14 protein-coding genes are annotated in these 18,301 nt (G+C 63.4%); 9 read left to right on the forward strand and 5 right to left on the reverse strand.

From position 1 onward, the window contains the following. Positions 1 to 3: 3 nt before the first annotated feature. The 4 genes from NKI20_RS03945 (at position 4) to NKI20_RS03960 (ending at position 5,228) form a co-directional block, all read left to right on the forward strand. Positions 4 to 1,263, forward strand: coding sequence for a sarcosine oxidase subunit beta (locus NKI20_RS03945; protein WP_352828764.1), 1,260 nt, complete (start codon positions 4 to 6; stop codon positions 1,261 to 1,263). Positions 1,264 to 1,331: 68 nt separating this feature from the next. Then, entirely contained in the window at positions 1,332 to 1,628 is a 297-nt protein-coding gene (locus NKI20_RS03950; protein ID WP_023757771.1) for a sarcosine oxidase subunit delta, read from the forward strand. Further along, the gene (locus tag NKI20_RS03955; protein WP_352828461.1) at positions 1,625 to 4,618 is read left to right on the forward strand and encodes a sarcosine oxidase subunit alpha; all 2,994 of its coding nucleotides are present in this window, start codon (positions 1,625 to 1,627) and stop codon (positions 4,616 to 4,618) included. The genes NKI20_RS03950 and NKI20_RS03955 overlap by 4 nt, the downstream gene beginning before the upstream one ends. After that, positions 4,611 to 5,228, forward strand: coding sequence for a sarcosine oxidase subunit gamma (locus NKI20_RS03960; protein WP_352828464.1), 618 nt, complete (start codon positions 4,611 to 4,613; stop codon positions 5,226 to 5,228). The genes NKI20_RS03955 and NKI20_RS03960 overlap by 8 nt, the downstream gene beginning before the upstream one ends. A gap of 110 nt (positions 5,229 to 5,338) precedes the next feature. Here NKI20_RS03960 and NKI20_RS03965 read toward each other — a convergent pair whose 3' ends face one another. Beyond that, positions 5,339 to 6,043 (reverse strand): nitroreductase, encoded by a 705-nt coding sequence (locus tag NKI20_RS03965; RefSeq protein ID WP_023757774.1) that lies wholly within the window; start codon positions 6,041 to 6,043, stop codon positions 5,339 to 5,341. 171 nt (positions 6,044 to 6,214) lie between these two features. On the opposite strand from NKI20_RS03965, the gene NKI20_RS03970 reads away from it, so the two are divergent. From NKI20_RS03970 to NKI20_RS03990, 5 genes are all read left to right on the forward strand, one after another. Further along, entirely contained in the window at positions 6,215 to 6,811 is a 597-nt protein-coding gene (locus NKI20_RS03970; RefSeq protein ID WP_352828469.1) for a helix-turn-helix domain-containing protein, read from the forward strand. A gap of 99 nt (positions 6,812 to 6,910) precedes the next feature. Then, a complete protein-coding gene (locus NKI20_RS03975; protein WP_352828472.1) occupies positions 6,911 to 9,364 on the forward strand; it encodes a GcvT family protein in 2,454 nt (817 codons plus the stop codon). Next, positions 9,361 to 10,266: a homocysteine S-methyltransferase family protein gene (locus tag NKI20_RS03980; protein ID WP_352828475.1), complete on the forward strand. Its 906-nt coding sequence runs from the start codon at positions 9,361 to 9,363 to the stop codon at positions 10,264 to 10,266. Before NKI20_RS03975 ends, NKI20_RS03980 begins: the two co-directional genes overlap by 4 nt. Continuing rightward, on the forward strand, positions 10,259 to 11,440 hold the full coding sequence (locus NKI20_RS03985) for a pyridoxal phosphate-dependent aminotransferase (RefSeq protein WP_352828478.1): 1,182 nt from the start codon (positions 10,259 to 10,261) through the stop codon (positions 11,438 to 11,440). Before NKI20_RS03980 ends, NKI20_RS03985 begins: the two co-directional genes overlap by 8 nt. Further along, positions 11,437 to 13,887: a GcvT family protein gene (locus tag NKI20_RS03990; RefSeq protein WP_352828481.1), complete on the forward strand. Its 2,451-nt coding sequence runs from the start codon at positions 11,437 to 11,439 to the stop codon at positions 13,885 to 13,887. Before NKI20_RS03985 ends, NKI20_RS03990 begins: the two co-directional genes overlap by 4 nt. Before the next feature lie 178 nt (positions 13,888 to 14,065). Here NKI20_RS03990 and NKI20_RS03995 read toward each other — a convergent pair whose 3' ends face one another. The 4 genes from NKI20_RS03995 to NKI20_RS04010 form a co-directional block, all read right to left on the reverse strand. Then, positions 14,066 to 14,653: an NAD(P)H-dependent oxidoreductase gene (locus NKI20_RS03995; protein ID WP_352828484.1), complete on the reverse strand. Its 588-nt coding sequence runs from the start codon at positions 14,651 to 14,653 to the stop codon at positions 14,066 to 14,068. Further along, positions 14,653 to 15,234, reverse strand: a complete 582-nt coding sequence (locus tag NKI20_RS04000; RefSeq protein WP_352828487.1) for an NAD(P)H-dependent oxidoreductase — start codon at positions 15,232 to 15,234, stop codon at positions 14,653 to 14,655. Before NKI20_RS04000 ends, NKI20_RS03995 begins: the two co-directional genes overlap by 1 nt. Before the next feature lie 207 nt (positions 15,235 to 15,441). Continuing rightward, positions 15,442 to 16,845 carry an FAD-binding oxidoreductase gene (locus NKI20_RS04005; protein ID WP_352828767.1) on the reverse strand — a complete coding sequence of 468 codons (1,404 nt, stop codon included), beginning with the start codon at positions 16,843 to 16,845 and terminating at the stop codon, positions 15,442 to 15,444. Next, entirely contained in the window at positions 16,845 to 18,146 is a 1,302-nt protein-coding gene (locus NKI20_RS04010; protein WP_352728449.1) for a cytosine deaminase, read from the reverse strand. The genes NKI20_RS04005 and NKI20_RS04010 overlap by 1 nt, the downstream gene beginning before the upstream one ends. Positions 18,147 to 18,301 lie beyond the last annotated feature (155 nt).

Raw genomic sequence — 18,301 nt, forward strand, 5'->3', positions numbered from 1 at the left:
ATGATGGCAGAGTACTCGGCCTTTTCGCTGCTCGCGAACGCGCTCAAGGGAAACAAGGACTGGAAGCCGGCCTGGCGGAAGCCGGACCCGAAAGCGTCCTATGACGTCGTCATCATCGGCGGCGGTGGCCACGGGCTGGCGACCGCTTATTATCTCGCCAAGGAGCACGGCATCACCAATGTCGCCGTGCTGGAGAAAGGCTGGCTCGGCTCCGGCAATGTCGGCCGCAACACGACAGCCGTGCGCTCGAACTACCTGCTGCCGGCCAACACCCGCTTCTACGAACACTCGATGAAGTTGTGGGAGAACCTTTCGCACGAGCTCAACTACAACGTCATGTTTTCGCAGCGCGGCTGCCTGAACCTGGCGCACACGCCGGCCCAGTTCGACGACTATGCAAGGCGCGGCAACGCCATGCGCCATCTCGGCGTCGACGCCGAGCTGATGACACCGGCGCAGATCAAGCGCCTGATCCCGGCGCTCGACATTTCCGCCGACGCACGCTTTCCGGTGGTCGGCGGCTTGATGCAGCGGCGCGCCGGCACTGCTCGCCACGATGCGGTGGCCTGGGGCTATGCGCGTGGCGCCGACCGCCGTGGCGTCGATATCATCGAGAATTGCGAGGTCACCAGCTTCCTTCGCGATGGCGACAGCATCACGGGCGTCACGACGTCGCGCGGCGACATCCGCGCCAAGAAGGTGGCTGTCGCGGTGGCCGGCAGCACTGGACGCGTCATGCAGCTGGCCGGCATCGAGACGATGCCGATCGAAAGCCATGTGCTGCAGGCCTTCGTGACGGAATCGCTGAAGCCCTTCATCGAAACCGTCGTCACGTTTGGCATGGGCCATTTCTACATGTCGCAGTCGGACAAGGGCGGCCTCATCTATGGCGGCGACATCGACGGCTACAACAGTTACGCCCAGCGCGGCAATTTGCCTATCGTCGATGAGGTGATGAGCGAGATGCTGGCGCTGTTTCCGGGCCTTGCCCGCGTGCGCATGCTGCGCTCCTGGGGCGGCGTCTGCGACATGTCGATGGATGGCTCGCCGATCATCACCACCGGCCCCCTGCCCGGCATGTATCTCAACTGCGGCTGGTGCTATGGCGGCTTCAAGGCGACGCCGGCTTCCGGCTGGTGCTTCGCCTGGACCATCGCCAAGGATCAGCCGCACGACCTCAACGCCCCCTTCACGCTTGACCGCTTCCATCGCGGCCTGATGATCGACGACAAGGGCCAGGGTGCAAACCCGCGGCTGCATTAAACCATGATGCGGAAAAGTGGAGAACGGTTTTCCGATAAACTCATGGTCAACCAAGAAGATAAAATTCGATGCTGATCACCTGCCCCTATTGCGGCCCGCGCGACGTCATCGAGTTTACCTATCAAGGTGACGGCAACCGTCAGCGTCCCGACCCTGCCTCGCAGAATTTCGAGGCGTGGAACGCCTATGTCTACGACCGCCTGAACCCGGCCGGCGAACACAACGAGATCTGGCAGCATTCCGGTGGTTGCCGCGCGCATCTGAGGGTCGTGCGCAACACGCTGACGCATGAGATTTCCAGCGTCGCCTTTGTGCGCGGCGATCATGGCTCGGCCGCGCGCCGCAAGGCGGAGGACAAGGCATGAGCCCGCGCCGCACCGACACCGGCGGCCGCATCGACCGGCTGAAAACGATCCGCTTCACCTTCGACGGCGCGACCTACAGCGGCCATGCCGGCGATACGCTGGCATCGGCCCTGCTGGCCAAGGGCGTCACCCTCTTCGGTCGCTCGTTCAAATACCACCGCCCGCGCGGCCTGCTCACCGCGGGCATCGAGGAGCCCAACGCCCTGGTGACGGTGCTGAGGGGCGAGGTTCGCGAGCCTAATATTCCGGCGACCATGGTCGAGATCCATGACGGGCTGGTTGCCATCAGCCAGAACCGCTTTCCCTCGCTTACCTGGGACATCAACGCCGTCAACCAGCTCGGCGGCAAGATCCTTTCGGCCGGCTTCTACTACAAGACGTTCATGGGACCGGTGTTCGGTCCGCTGAAGGGCACGCGCTTCTGGATGTTTTGCGAGCATTTCATCCGTCGTGCCGCCGGGCTCGGCAGCGCCGGATCGGCCAAGGACCCGGCCCGCTACGAGCGCATGAACGCATTTTGCGATGTGCTGGTGGTCGGCTCCGGCCCGGCCGGCCTGATGGCAGCCAAGACCGCCGCCGATCTGGGCGTCCGCGTCATGCTGGCCGATCTCGAACCGCGTTTCGGCGGTTCGGCCAACTGGTCCGACGAGACCATCGATGGCGCATCGACCGCCGATTGGGCTCGCCGCATCGTCGCCCAGCTCGAAGGCCGCGACAATGTCCGGCTTTTGCCGCGCACCACGGTGTGGGGCTACTACGATAACAACACGCTCGCCGCGCTCGAACGGGTCAACGATCACAAGGAGCAGCCAGGCAAAGGCGAGCCGCGCCATCGCTACTGGGCGATCCGCGCCAAATCCGTGGTGCTGGCCACCGGCGCTTTCGAACGGCCGCTGGTGTTCCCCGGCAATGACCGGCCAGGCGTGATGCTGGCGCATGCCGCCGAGCGCTATGCCAACGAGTTCGGCGTGCTGCCGGGGGAGCGGATCGCGCTGTTCACCAACAATGACAGCGCCTACCGGGCAGCCGTCGCCTTGAAGAAGGCCGGTGCCGCGATCGTCGCCATCGCCGATATCAGGCCGGAGCTGTCGCCAGAGATGCGCAAGCTGGCCACGGAAGCCGAAGCCGAGATCTTCGCCGGTTACGCCGTCGTCGCCACCGAAGGTGGCAAGGCGCTGTCCGGCCTCAAGCTGCAACGCTTCGACATGACCAACGGAACGCTCGCCGGCGACGCGCGCAGCATCCATGCCGATTGCCTGCTGATGTCCGGCGGCTGGTCGCCGACCATCCATCTCGCAAGCCAGGCTGGCGCCAAAGCGGAATGGAACGAGGCGTTGCAAGCTTTCCTGCCGCCGAAGCCGACGCAGAAATGGGTCGGCGCCGGCGCCTTCAGCGGCCATTTCATGACCCTCGAGGCAATACTGGACGGCCGCAACGCCGGTTTTTCGGCGATCGGCGCAACAGTCACGCCGATGGCGTACCCGATTATCGAATCCTTGCCTTGTGACCCCCGTCCTGCCCCGGTGTTCGAGATCAGGGCCAAGGGCAGGAGCTTTGTCGACTTCCAGCACGACGTCACCGCCGAGGACGTGCGGCTGGCGCATCGCGAAGGCTTTGTCTCGGTCGAGCATCTGAAGCGCTACACCACGCTCGGCATGGCGACCGACCAGGGCAAGAGCTCCAACGTGCCCGGCCTTGCCATCATGGCCGAAGCGCTGGGCAAGCCGATCCCAGAGGTCGGCACGACGCGATTCCGGCCGCCCTTTGCACCGGTTTCGATCGGTTCGCTGGCGGCCGAGCGCTTCGGCGACCTGAAGCCCGAACGGCTGACGCCGATGCATGACTGGCATCTAGCCAATGGTGCAACGATGTATTCCGCCGGCCTCTGGTACCGTCCGATGATCTACGGCCATGCCGGCGAGACGGTCGAGCAGGCCTATGTCCGCGAAGCCAAGGCGACGCGCGAGAGCGCCGGCATCGTCGATGTCTCGACACTGGGCAAGATTGCGGTGCAAGGGCTCGACGCCGCTCTGTTCCTCGACCGCGTCTACACCAACATGTTTTCGACGCTCGCCGTCGGCAAGGCCCGCTACGGCCTCATGCTGCGCGAGGACGGCCTCGCCTTCGACGACGGCACCACCTGGCGACTCGGCGAGCAGGATTTCCTGATGACCACCACCACGGCCAACGCTGGCAAGGTGATGCAGCATCTCGAATATTTCCTCGACATGATCTGGCCGGAGCTGAAAGTCCACGTCACCTCGGTGACCGACGAATGGGCGGGCGCCGCGATCGGCGGGCCCAAGGCCAGGCAGATCCTTGCTACATGTGTCACTGGCACAGCGGTGGACAACGCTACCTTGCCGTTCATGGGCATCGTTCGTGGCGAGATATCAGGCGTACCGGTGATGATTTGCCGGCTGTCTTTCTCCGGTGAAATGGCATTCGAAGTCTATTCCGGCGCAGGCTATGGCACCCATGTCTGGGAAGCCTTGATTGAGGCCGGCAGACCGTTCGGGCTGGTCACCTACGGACTTGAAGCACTGGGCACGATGCGCATCGAAAAGGGCCATGTCACGGGCGCCGAGATCGATGGCCGCACCACTGCGCGCGATTTGCATCTCGACTGGATGCTGTCGAAGAAGAAGCCGTTCATCGGCTCGGCGATGATGGACCGCGAAGGCCTGATCGCCGCTGACCGCCTGGAACTGGTCGGCCTGATTTCGCTCGACAACCGGCCACTCAACGGCGGAGCGCACATCGTCGAAGAACTGGACGAGGCCAATCCGCACGGTTCCATCGGCCACATCACCGCCTGCTGCTATTCGCCGGCGCTCGGCAAGCATATCGCGCTGGCGCTGGTCAAGGGCGGCAAGGCCAGGCAAGGCACGCGCGCCCATGTCTCCGATCCCCTGCGCAACCGGTTCGGACCGGTCGAGATCGTCTCCAACCACTTCTTCGATCCGGACGGGAGTCGCATGCATGGTTGAGCGCCCATCACCCGAGCGCAAGCCGCCAGAGCACTTGTCGCCACTCGATCCGGAATTTCACGTCGGCTCGCACGGCAATTTCGAGCACGGCGTCGAGATCATCCTGACCGAGACGCGGCCGGGCTCGATCGTGCAGCTCGCCGCCTGGCCTGGCGAAGAGAAGAAGCTGATATCAGCCATCCACACCGTCACTGGGCTTGCGCTGCCGGACGGTGCCGGCGGCGGAGCGAGCGACGGCGTGAAGTCGGTGTTCGGCTTCGCGCCTGGAAAGTTCACCGTTGCCGACGAGGCCGAGGGGTTGGCCGCTGCCTTTGCCAAGGTGGTTACCCCGGCCATCGGTACGATCACCGACCTTTCGCATGGCCGCACCGTGATCCGCATTGCCGGGCCGAAGGCCGAATGGGTGCTGGCAAAGTTCTTCGCCATCGACTTTTCGCTGCCTGCCTTCCCGGTCGGCGCCGGCCGCTCGACCGCCCATCACGATGTCTTCGCCCAGATCCAGCGCACCGGCGCCGACCAGTTCGACATCTACGTCTTCCGCTCCTTCGCCCGGTCGTTCTGGAAGGCGCTCTGTCACGCAAGCGAGGAAGTCGGCTACGAGGTGCAGTAGAGGCGGCCGGCCCCTCGCCGACGACTTCCGCCTCCAGTTCGTGATCGAGGGCGTCATCACGCTCTGGGCGCTGCTTGCCCACCTACCACCCGGATTCCTAGCCGGCCGGCTTATTCGCTGAACGTCACCCACTCTTCCAGCGGCACGCGATCGGTGCGGAAGGTGTTTTCCGGTTTGGATAGGTCCTCATGGCCAAGCGCCATACCGCAGACGACGATCTCCTCGTCGGGAATGTTGAGCACCGGCCTTATCTGACGATGGTAGGGTGCAAACGCTGCTTGTGGGCAAGTATGCAAACCCCTACCGCGCGCCGCGACCATGATGTTCTGCAGGAACATGCCGTAGTCGATCCATGAGCCTTGGTTGAGCCGGCGGTCGATGGTGAAGATCATGCCGACCGGCGCGTCGAAGAAGACGAAGTTGCGGTCGTGCTGGGCGCGCATCTTGTCGACCTCGCGGCGGCCGATGCCGAGCGCGCCATAGAGGCCGAAGCCGTTGGCGCGGCGCCGGGTCAGGTACGGCTCGAAGAACTGCGTGGGATAGTAGCGGTACTCGTCCCAGTCGGCTTTTTCGGCGCGAATGCCGGAATTGAGAATGGCGTCGGTAATCTGCTGCTTTGTCTCGCCCTTGGTGACGTAGACCTTCCACGGCTGCATATTGGTGCCCGACGGAGCCCGCGCTGCAACTGCCAGAATGGCGCGGATCGTATCGTCGTCGACCATGTCGGGCAGGAAAGCGCGCACCGAGCGGCGCGACAGAATCGCCTCGTCGACGATCTCGGCCTCGCTCGCGATTCGAGTGTTGTTTTCCAGCATGGGCCGTCCCTTAACCCTCGTCTCGACCAGACGTCCCCACTCGCCGTTCGTGCCCGAGCCTTTGCATGAACCATCAAAATCGTGCAAGCAAATCTTGAGCAAGCGTGAAAATCGACTTGATTTTTTCATGCGCTTGATTTCTCATGAAATTTATCTGGAATTTTTCACGAAATGAGCGCTTTGCCTTCGCCTACAGCAAGTACATTGCAGGGACCTGACGAACGCGTGCTGGCCGGCGATATTAGGGCCTTGCGCAAACTGCGTGGTCTGACGCTGGCGGAGATCGGCTTGAAGCTTGGCCGTTCGGTCGGTTGGGTCAGCCAGGTGGAGCGTGGCTTGTCGACGCCATCGCTCAGCGACCTCAGAGCCTTCGCCGAACTGTTCGGCGTGCCGATCAGCCTGTTCTTCAGCCATGACGTGCCTGTCGAAAGCGAGCGCGGCGTGGTTGTGCGCGCCGGCAGACGTCGCACGCTTGGCACAAGCGAAACCGGCTTGGTGGAGGAGCTTCTGTCGCCCGATCTCGGCGGTAGCTTCGAAATGGTGCGTTCGGTCTTCGCGCCGGGTGCCGAACTGAAGGCCGAGGCACAGCGGCCGACCGAGGAAGCCGGGTACGTCGCATCCGGACTGTTCGACATCGAAATAGCCGGCGTCTGGCATCGGCTTGGCGAGGGCGATTCCTTTCGCTTCGAAGGCAAGCCCTACCGTTGGCGCAATCCGGGTTCCGAGCCGGCAATTGTCATCTGGGTGGTTTCACCACCAGTCTATTGAAGAATGCATGTCGCCCAAAAGTGTGCAGCGGTTTTGGGAGAACGACATGCATCAAAACAAAAATAGAAGCGCGACGCGCTTCAGGTTTGGGAGAAGAACATGGCGGGTTTGCCGAGCACGGCTCGCGTGGTGATCATCGGAGGCGGTGCCGTCGGCACCTCCTCGCTCTATCATCTCGCTAAGGCGGGCTGGACCGACTGCGTGCTTCTGGAAAAGAACGAGCTGACCTCCGGCTCGACCTGGCATGCTGCCGGCAACGTCCCGACCTTCTCCTCGTCCTGGTCGCTGATGAACATGCAGCGCTATTCGACCGAGCTTTATCGCGGGCTGGCCGAAGCGGTCGACTATCCCATGAACTACCACGTTACCGGTTCGCTGCGCCTTGCTCATACGAAAGAGCGTATGCAGGAGTTTCAGCGCGCCAAGGGCATGGGCCGCTATCAGGGCATGGACATCGACATTGTCGGCGTCGATGAGATCAAGCGCCGCTATCCCTTCATCGAGACGCATGATTTGAAGGGCGCGCTCTACGATCCGAGCGATGGCGACATCGATCCGGCGCAGCTCACGCAGGCGCTGGCCAAGGGCGCACGCGACATGGGCGCGAAAATCATCCGTTTCTGCCCGGTCACAGGCGTGCGCCGCGAGAACGACGAATGGGTGGTCGAGACAGCGCAAGGCGAGATCCGCTGCGAGATCGTCGTCAATGCTGCCGGTTACCGCGCCGCCGAAGTCGGCAAGATGTTCGGCCGCGAGGTACCGATGATGGTGATGAGCCATCAGTACATATTGTTCGAGGAAATTGCGGAACTGGCGGCGTGGTCGAAGGAACAGGGCAAGAAATTGCCGCTGCTGCGCGACGTCGACACCTCCTACTATTTGCGCCAGGAAAAGAACGGCATGAACCTTGGCCCCTACGAGCGCAATTGCCGCGCGCATTGGGCGACCCATAACGATCCGATGCCGGAGGATTTTTCCTTCCAGCTGTTCCCCGACGATCTCGACCGGCTGGAGCACTATCTGGCCGACGCCGTCGCCCGCGTGCCGATCCTGGGCACGGCCGGCCTGTCCAAGGTCATCAATGGGCCGATCCCCTACACGCCGGACGGCAATCCGCTGATCGGGCCGATGCCCGGCGTTCCCAACGCCTTCGAGGCCTGCGTCTTCACCTTCGGCATCGCCCAGGGCGGCGGCGCCGGCAAGGTGCTGGCCGAATGGGTGACCGAAGGCCAGACCGAATGGGACATGTGGTCGTGCGATCCGCGCCGCTTCACGTCCTTTGCCTCGGCGCCAGACTATTGCGTCGCCAAGGGCATGGAGATCTATGGCAACGAATACGCCATCCAGTTTCCGCGCCATGTCTGGCCTGAAGGCCGCGACCGCAAGCTGTCGCCGATCCACGATCGCATCAAGGCGTTCGGAGCCCGCTTCGACGCCTACAATGGTTGGGAGCGCGCCACCTGGTATGCGAAAGACGGCGATGATGTTTCCGAGGAAGCCACACTGACCTTCCGCCGCGACGGACCATGGCAGCATCGCGTGCGCGAAGAATGCCTGGCGGTGCGCGACGCAGCCGGCATCCTCGACCTGCCAGGCTTCTCGCGCTTCAACCTCGACGGCCCGGGCGCCGCCGAATGGCTGAGCCTGCAGGTTACCGGGCTGGTGCCGAAACCCGGCCGCATCGGCCTCGTCTATTTCGCCGACGACAAGGGCCGCATCGTCACCGAAATGTCCGTCGTGCGTCACGACGAGAATTTGATGACGCTGATCACCGCGGCGGTCGCGCAATGGCATGATTTCGAATGGCTGAAGTCGCGCATGCCCAAGGATGCACCATTCAAGTTGATCGACCGGACCGAGGAATTCTCGACACAGGTCCTGGCCGGCCCCAACTCGCGAAAAATTCTCGCCGATGTCTGCGAAGCCGACCTCGCTCTGCCATGGCTGACGCATCAGGAGACCAAGATCGCCGGCCGCTGGGCGAAACTTGTGCGCGTCTCCTTCGCCGGCGAACTCGGCTGGGAGATCCACACAAGGGTCGACGACACCGCCGCCATCTTCGACGCGGTCTGCGCGGCAGGACAGCAGCACGGACTGAAGCCGTTCGGCATGTATGCGCTGGATTCGCTCAGGCTTGAAAAAGGCTACCGCACCTGGAAGGGCGACCTTTCGACCGACTATTCGATCCTGCAAGGCGGGCTCGAGCGCTTCGTCAAATGGGATAAGCCCGAGTTCCGCGGCAAGTCGGCGTTGCTGATCGAAAAACAACAGGGTGTGAAGAAGCGTTTCGTCACGCTGATCGTCGAAAATCCCGGCGACTGCGACGCTCCCTACATGTCGACGCTGTGGCATGACGGCCGGATCGTCGGCGAGACGACGTCGGGCGGCTGGGGTCATCGCATCGACAAGTCGATCGCACTCGGCATGCTGCGCGCCGATCTGACCGAACCCGGTACCGCCGTCGAGGTCGAAATCTTCGGCGACCGTTTCCAGGCGGTCGTCCAGAAAGACGAGCCGCTATGGGATCCAAAGAACGAGAGGCTGCGCGCATGAAGAGGATCATTCTCACCGATGGCGGCATGGGACAGGAACTGGTTCGCCGCAGCAAATCCGAGCCGACACCGCTCTGGTCGGCCAGGGTGCTGATCGATGAGCCGGATCTGGTGCGCGGCCTGCACGCGGAATTCATCCGTGCCGGCGCTCGCGTCATCACCATCAACACCTATTCAGCGACACCCGAACGCCTGGCGCGTGAGGGCGCCGAGGACCTCTTCAAGCCATTGCAGAAGCGCGGCATCGAATTGGCGAGGCAAGCCCGCGACGAGGCCGGCGATGCGGCGATCGCCGGCTGCCTGTCGCCGCTGTTCGGCAGTTACGCACCGGCACTGACCATTTCATATCAGGATACGCTCGACATCTACCGGCGCGTCGTTGCCGAGCAGGCTGATGGCGTCGACCTGTTCCTGTGCGAAACCATGGCGTCCGCAGAGGAGGCGCGCGCGGCAGTCACCGCGGCATCGGAAAGCGGCAAGCCCGTATGGGTCTCGTGGACGCTGGCCGATCACGGCAAACCGCGGCTGCGCAGTGGTGAGGCAATAACCGCCGCGGCAAGCGCGCTCGACGGCTTGGCAGTCGCTGCACGGCTGCTCAACTGCTGCCGGCCGGAAGCGATTGCCGCGGCACTGCCTGAATTGATCGACCTCGGCGGCCCGGTCGGCGCCTATGCCAACGGCTTCACCTCCACCGAAGCGCTCAAGCACGGCGGCACCGTCGATGTGCTGCACGCGCGACATGATCTCGGCCCGGAAGCCTATGCCGACCAGGCGATCGGCTGGGTCGAGGCCGGCGCGGATATTGTCGGTGGTTGCTGCGAGGTTGGACCGCCGCATATCGCTGCTCTGCGCGACCGACTCGAACAGGCCGGCTACGAAATTTCGGGAGTTTTTCATGCCTAAGCCATCATCGCGCATCTCCGGCATCGTGCCTTCGGGCAAGGACGGCTGGGAAGTCCATTCAGCCGCCTGGGCCCGCAAGGAGGCTGGCGAAGACATCATCATGCTGTCGGTCGGCGACCATGATTTCGACACGCCTTCGCAAACGATCGAAGCCTGCGTGACAGCGGTTCGCGGCAGCAACCACCACTACACCCCACTTCCCGGCTTGCCGCGCCTGCGCAAGGCGATGGCGGCGGCCTCGAGCGCCTGCACCGGCGTCGAGACGACACCAGATCAGGTCATCGCCACGCCCGGCGGCCAGGCAGCGCTCTACGCGGCCATCCAGGCCGTGCTCGACCAGGGTGACCACGCCATCGTCGTGGCGCCCTACTACGCCACCTATCCAAACACGTTCAGCGCTGCAGGCGCCGATTTCACCGTCGTCGAGACGCCCGCTGAGGACGGCTTCCAACCGCGCGCCGACATGATCCGGGCGGCACTCCGGCCGAACACGCGCGCGATCCTGATCAACACGCCGAACAACCCGACCGGTGCGGTCTATTCGCGCGAGCGGCTGGAACAACTCGCCGACGTCTGCAGGGAGCATGACCTCTGGCTGCTATCGGACGAGGTCTACTGGACACTGGGCGGAGGCGAACACGTCTCGCCGCGCTCGCTGCCCGGGATGGCCGAGCGCACGCTGGTCATCAATTCGATGTCGAAGAGCCACGGCATGACCGGCTGGCGCATGGGCTGGCTGACAGGCCCGGAGGCGATGATCACACTGCTCACCAATCTCAATCTGGTGACGACTTACGGCCTGCCGGCCTTCATCTCGATCGCCTGCGCCGAGGCGCTGGAGAACCGCTATGGCGTCAAGGAGATCGCCGAACGCTATGCGGCGCGCCGCACCGTCCTGCTCGACGCCGTGCGTGGGATGAACAATGTCAACGTGCGCGGTTCCGAGGGCGGCATGTTTGTCATGCTCGACATCAGTGCGTTCGAACCCGACGACGAGAAATTCGCCTGGGCTCTGCTCGACAAGGAAAATGTCGCCGTGATGCCCGGCTCCAGCTTCGGCGAAGCCGCAGCCGGCCATATTCGCATCAGCCTCTGCCAGCCCGAACCCGTGCTGCAGGAAGCAGCGCTCCGGCTGCGCCGCTTTGCCTCCAGCTACCGTCGCGAGGCCGCATGACCGCCAAGGCAGTTCCCGCCAAAGCAAGGGCCGTCATCATCGGCGGCGGCGTCTCCGGCTGTTCGGTCGCCTATCACCTTGCCAAGCTCGGCTGGACCGACATCGTGCTCCTGGAGCGCAAGCAGCTGACGTCGGGCACGACTTGGCATGCCGCCGGCCTGATCGGCCAGTTGCGCGGTTCGCAGAACATGACGCGACTGGCGAAATATTCCGCCGACCTCTACGTCAAGCTGGAAGCCGAGACCGAGGTCGGCACCGGCATGCGCCAGGTTGGCTCGATCACCGTGGCGCTGACCGAGGAGCGCAAGCACGAGATTTATCGACAAGCCTCTCTCGCCCGCGCGTTCGATGTCGATGTCCGCGAGATTTCGCCCAATGAAGTCAAAGAGATGTACCCGCATCTCAATGTCTCCGATGTCGTCGGCGCCGTGCATCTGCCGCTCGACGGCCAGTGCGACCCTGCCAACATCGCCATGGCGCTGGCCAAGGGCGCGCGCCAGCGCGGCGCCACAATCGTCGAGAATGTGAAGGTCACCAAGATCCACACCAGGGCCGGTCGCGTCACCGGCGTGTCCTGGGCACAGGGCGAAGACCAAGGCACCATCGAAGCCGACATCGTCGTCAACTGCGCCGGCATGTGGGCGCGCGAGCTTGGCGCGCAGAACGGCGTCACCATCCCGCTGCACGCCTGCGAGCATTTTTATCTCGTCACCGAGCCGATCCCCGGTCTCGGCCGCCTGCCGGTGCTGCGCGTGCCAGACGAGTGCGCGTACTACAAGGAAGACGCCGGCAAGATGATGCTCGGCGCCTTCGAGCCGGTAGCCAAGCCCTGGGGCATGGACGGCATCCCTGAGGATTTCTGCTTCGACCAGTTGCCCGAGGACATGGATCATTTCGAGCCCATCCTCGAAATGGGCGTCAACCGCATGCCGATGCTGGCGACCGCCGGCATCCACACCTTCTTCAACGGCCCCGAGAGTTTCACGCCGGACGACCGCTATTATCTCGGCGAGGCGCCGGAGCTGCCGGGCTACTGGATGGCGACCGGCTACAATTCGATCGGCATCGTCTCCTCCGGCGGCGCCGGGATGGCGCTGGCGCAGTGGATCAACGATGGCGAAGCTCCCTTCGACCTGTGGGAAGTCGATATCCGCCGCGCCCAGCCGTTCCAGAAGAACCGCCGCTATCTCAAGGAGCGGGTCTCCGAAACGCTCGGTTTGCTCTATGCCGACCATTTCCCTTATCGCCAGATGGCGACATCGAGGAATGTCCGACGCTCACCCCTGCATGAGCATCTGAAGGCGCGTGGTGCTGTCTTCGGCGAGGTCGCCGGCTGGGAGCGCGCAAACTGGTTCGCTCGCGAGGGCCAGGAGCGCGAATACCGCTATTCCTGGAAGCGGCAGAACTGGTTCGACAACCAGCGCGAAGAACATCTCGCGGTCAGAAACAAGGTCGGCCTGTTCGACATGACCTCCTTCGGCAAGATCCGCGTCGAGGGCCGCGACGCCTGTGCCTTCCTGCAAAAACTGTGCGCCAACGACATGGACGTCGCGCCGGGCAAGATCGTCTATACCCAAATGCTCAACCAGCGTGGCGGCATCGAGAGCGACCTCACCGTCTCGCGCCTGTCGGAGACTGCGTTCTTTCTGGTTGTTCCCGGCGCCACTCTGCAGCGCGATCTCGCCTGGCTGAGAAAACACCTCACCGACGAATTCGTCGTCATTACCGATGTCACGGCTGCCGAAAGCGTGCTCTGCCTGATGGGCCCGGACTCGCGAAAGCTGATCCAGAAGGTGAGCCCGAACGATTTCTCCAACGAAGCCAATCCGTTCGGTACATTCCAGGAGATCGAGATCGGCATGGGCCTGGCCCGCGCCCACCGCGTCACCTATGTCGGCGAGCTCGGCTGGGAACTCTATGTCTCGACCGACCAGGCAGCTCATATCTTCGAAGCAATCGAAGAGGCAGGAGCCGATGTCGGGCTGAAACTCTGCGGCCTGCACACGCTGGATTCCTGTCGCATCGAAAAGGCTTTTCGGCATTTCGGCCATGACATTACCGATGAGGACGACGTGCTGGAAGCCGGCCTCGGCTTCGCGGTTAGAACGGCCAAGGGCGACTTCATCGGCCGCGATGCAGTATTGAAGAAGAAGGAAGCCGGCCTGTCACGTAGGCTGGTCCAGTTCCGGCTGAAGGACCCGCAACCCCTGCTCTTCCACAATGAAGCGATCCTGCGCGACGGCAAGATCGTCGGTCCGATCACCTCGGGCAATTACGGCCATCATCTCGGCGGCGCCGTCGGGCTCGGATATGTCAAGTGCCTGGGCGAGAGCGAGGCGGACGTGCTGGCCTCATCCTACGAGATCGAGATCGCCGGCGAGCGTTTTGTGGCGTTAGCGTCGCTGAAGCCGATGTACGACCCGAAGTCGGAGCGGATGAGGATGTAGCGCCTCTTACCCTCCCCCTTGTGGGCCCTTGTGGGGAGGGTCGGCTCGCGGTCGGAGCGGAGCGGAGATTGCGGGACGGGGTGGGGGATAGCGCCCTACGAAACCCCCACCCCGCTTCGCAAAAGCCGCTTTGCGGCATTTGCTGCGCGACCCTCCCCACAAGGGGAGGGTGAAAAACTCAAAACCGCTCCAGCTTCGCCCGCACTTTCGCCAAAAACGCTGCGCGCGTCCGTGGTGTCGATGAATCCATCAGATAGTGCGCCAGGAAGAATGTCCGGCAACGCGTCGCGCACAGCGCCCGCATGCCGCGCAAAAGGGTCTTGCGTCCGGGCTGGCCGACGACGACGCTCCACCAGGTCGGCGCGCCGCAGGTGGTGATGACGCCGACCTTGGTCACGTGCGTCATCAGCGACTTGATGCGTCCCTTGCCAGCAGGCAGCTTGAAGGCGACATCTGTCGCCCACACCCGGTCGAGCCAGCCCTTCAGCATCGCCGGCAGCCCATACCACCAGGTCGGATAGACGAACAGGATCGCTTCCGCCCAGTTGAGCAGTTCGAAATGCGGCCTCAGCGCCGGGTCCTGCGGCGCCTGGTCGTTGTAGGAGCGCCGCTCGTCGCAGGTCATCACCGGGTCGAATTTCTCGGCATAGAGGTCGAGCAGCCGCACCTCCCAGCCCCTCGCCTTCAGCACGTCCACGGCGGTATCGCGGATTGCGGCGCAAAAACTCTCCGGCACCGGATGGCAGTAGACCAACAGCGCGCGCATCAGAAGACGTCCATGCTGGCTGCGACTCTTGCCTCGAAGGCCTTGCGCGTGCCGTCTGTAGACAGGTTCATTGCATAGTGAGCGAGATAGCTCACCGGCGCGCCCGGCTTTACGGCGGCGCGCAGCATACGCTTGATCAATTTGCGCGGCGGATCGCCCATCAGCATTGCGCGGAACCGGCTGCCACCATAGGTGGTCACCGCCGCAATTTTGCGGATGTTATGCAGCGACGGCTGCACCTTGCCGTCGACCAGCTTGAACGAGACGCCCGGCAGGAAGACGCGATCGAAGAAGCCTTTCAGGATCGCCGGAAAGCCGTAGTTCCAGACCGGATAGGAAAGCACCAGCGCATCGGCGCGCAGCAGGCGTTCGACATAGGAAGCCACCGCATCGGAGGAGCCGCGCTGGTTGTGATAGTCCAGCCTTTCCCGGCGTGTCAGCCGCGGATCGAAACCTTCGGCATAGAGGTCACAGTCATCGACAATATGGCCCGCTGCCGTCAACCGCTCCACGATCATCCGGTGCAGGCCGGCATTGAAGCTGGTCTCGACCGGATGGGCGTAGAGGACGAGGATGTTCACAGGGGAATATCCCCCAGGTCAGCGCGAGGCACCCCCCTCTGCCCTGCCGGGCATCTCCCCCGCAAGGGGGGAGATCGGACTGCCGCATCGCTTTCGCCAACTTTCAACGCGGCAGGATGGTCGCGACCGAGAGGCTGCCAATCTCCCCCCTTGAGGGGGAGATGGCCGGCAGGCCAGAGGGGGGTACTGCGCCACACGCTCATCGTCTTACCCCGTCCTCTGCAGTCCCTTGAACAGGAATGTCCGGCCCGACCGGTAGTCGTAGTCCGGGTTCTCCCAGGCGATCATCTTGCCGGGATTGAGCAACCCTTGAGGATCAGTCTCCCGCTTGAAGGCAAGCTGCACCGCGTCCGTCTGCTTCATGCCGCCCTCTTCCAACGTGTAACGGTGCGGGTTGAAGATCGGGCAGCCATTCTGCTCATGCAGGCGTACGATCTCGTCGAGCCGCGCCTCGGTGGTGAACTTGACCAGCGGCAGGCCGAAGCAGGTGATGTTGCCGTCCAGCCTCACGAACTCCAGATGCGAGAAAACCTCGCCTGGAAACATGGCGTCCATTTTCTCGACCAGCGCCAGCTGGTTGGGAAAGGGATAAAGCGATTGCAGATAGGTGATCGAAGGGTCGACGCGTAGTGCCCTCAGCGTCGTGTGATTCCACGCCAATTCATAGGCCGGCGGCAGGCCCTTTTTCTCCTCCGGCGTCGCGGTGGCGGCGTTAAAGATCACTTCGCCGTCGGCGCGCCGGGTGAAGGCCAGGAAGGCATCGAGCCCGTGCCGCGCCACCATGACCACGCAAATGCTCTGCCCTTCCCGAAGGAATTTCTGGTGGCGCTTGAAATAGAGCTGGGGCACGGGTGCCGCTATCGGCGTGATCAGCTTGGTCAGGATGCCGTCCTGGCAGGCCAGCGCGTTGCCGTAGCGGGCCGCATCCATGAAAGCGTCGAAGCCGACGATGACGTCGACCCAATCGTAAGCAGCGGTCAGCGGCATCTCCACTTCGGTGATGATGCCGTTGGTGCCATAGGCATGGGTCACCTTGTGCAGGTCCTCGCCGGTGAGTTCGAGCGCTTTCGGCTCCGCTTCCATCGTCACCACGCGCAGCCGCAGCACATTGCCGAAATCGCGCAGGCCGCCGAAATTGATCGAACCGACGCCACCCGAACCGCCGGCGATGAAGCCGCCGATCGAGGCCGTGTTGTAGGTGGACGGCGACAGCCGAAGCTCCTGGCCGGAATGCGCCCGCGTTGCCTTGTCGATGTCGGCCAGAATGGCTCCCGGTCCGGTCACCACGCGACCTGACGCGATCGACTTGATCTCATTCATCTCGGCAAGGTTGAGCACGACGCCGCCGGAGAGCGGCATCGCCTGCCCGTAATTGCCGGTGCCGCTGCCGCGCGGCGTTACCGGCACGCCATGACGATGGCAGGTCGCAAGCACGCGGATCAGTTCGGCCTCGGTCTTCGGCGTCACGATCAAATCGCCGGTGACATGGTCGAGCTGCTGCTTCAGCACCGGGCTATACCAATAGAAATCGCGGCTCTTCTGCTGGACGATGGCCGGATTGTCGTCGACCTTCAGGCCTTCGAGATCGCGTTTGAGCGCCGAAACGTCCATCATTCCACCATCAGTCCGTCGAGTTCGGCGTAGTCGGGCAGTTGCCGGTCGATCGCCTTGCCGCCGCGCACGACAATGCGATCCGATTCGGGCCGCGACAGCAATTCCGTCCAGCTTCGACCTTTGAACACGATGAAATCGGCATCGCTACCAGCGGCGAGCGTACCGAAGCCGTCGAGCCGCATCACTTTGGCGGGCGTCGCGGTGATTGCTTGCGGCCAGTCGGCGACCGGATGATCGAAGTGCAGGATGCGCGTCGCCATGCGGTAGACCTCCAGCATGTCGAGATCGCCATAGGCATAGAACGGGTCGCGCGTGTTGTCGGATGCGACCGCCACCGGAATGCCCCTCGCCTTCATCTCATGCAGCAGCGTCACGCCACGCCAGCGCGGCGTGGTGCCGTTGCCGCGTCGATCCTGCAGATAGAGATTGCACATCGGCAGCGACACGACGGCCAGCCCCGCCTTCGCCACCTTGTCCAGCGTGTCCAGCACATCGAGGTCCGGCTGGCGCGCCAGCGAACAGCAATGGCCGATGAGGATCTTGCCCTCGAAGCCGTTCCAAAGGGCGGCTTCCGCGATCTTCTTCAGCGATATGGCGGCAACATCGTCGGTCTCGTCGGCATGGAAATCGAGATCGAGGCCATGCTTGATCGCCTGCGCGAAGACATGGTCAAGCAGCTCTTCGAGGTCCGGCACCATATAGGTGACGACCCCGAGCACGCCCTTCGCGGCCGCGACGCGCTTGGCCAGCCTGTCGAACCACTTCTTGTCGCGCACGCCCTCGATGCCGAGCAGGCAGGCGCCCTGCAACTCGATGCGGCCGCGCCATCCCTCGCGCATCGTCTCGAACACCGGCCAGGAGATCTCCTCCTGCGGTGCGACGCTATCGAGATGCGTGCGCAGCGCCCTTGTGCCATGCGCGTAGGCCGAACGCAGCGAAAAATCCATGCGCCGCGCCACGTCCTCTGCGCTCCAGCGAGCGGCACGGTCGGTGCCGGTGGCGTTCAGCGCACCCATGAAGGTGCCGTCGGGATTGGGCATTCGCGGCCAGATATGGCCCTTGTCGATATGCGTGTGGCAGTCGATGAAGCACGGCAGCACTATACGGCCGGCGAGGTCGACGGCGTCCGCCTGCACTGCTGCACGACGATGCGCGGCAATGCCTGCGATCTTGCCGTCGGCAACAGCGACGTCGGCAAGTGCGAAACCGTCGTTATCGAAGGTTGCGGCAAAGCCAGGCGTGATGGATTGATGAACGCGTGCATTGGCAAGGCGATAGGAGCCAGAGGCTGGTATCAAGGCCTACCCCCCTCTGTCCTGCCGGACATCTCCCCCTCAAGGGGGGAGATTGGCAGCTTCGGTCGAACCGCCTCTTTTTCAGCATTCACAATTGGCGAAAGCAAAAAGCACAGCCGATCTCCCCCCTTGAGGGGGAGATGTCCGGCAGGACAGAG

The sequence above is a fragment of the Mesorhizobium sp. M0830 genome (assembly GCF_040319965.1).
Lineage (GTDB): Bacteria > Pseudomonadota > Alphaproteobacteria > Rhizobiales > Rhizobiaceae > Mesorhizobium.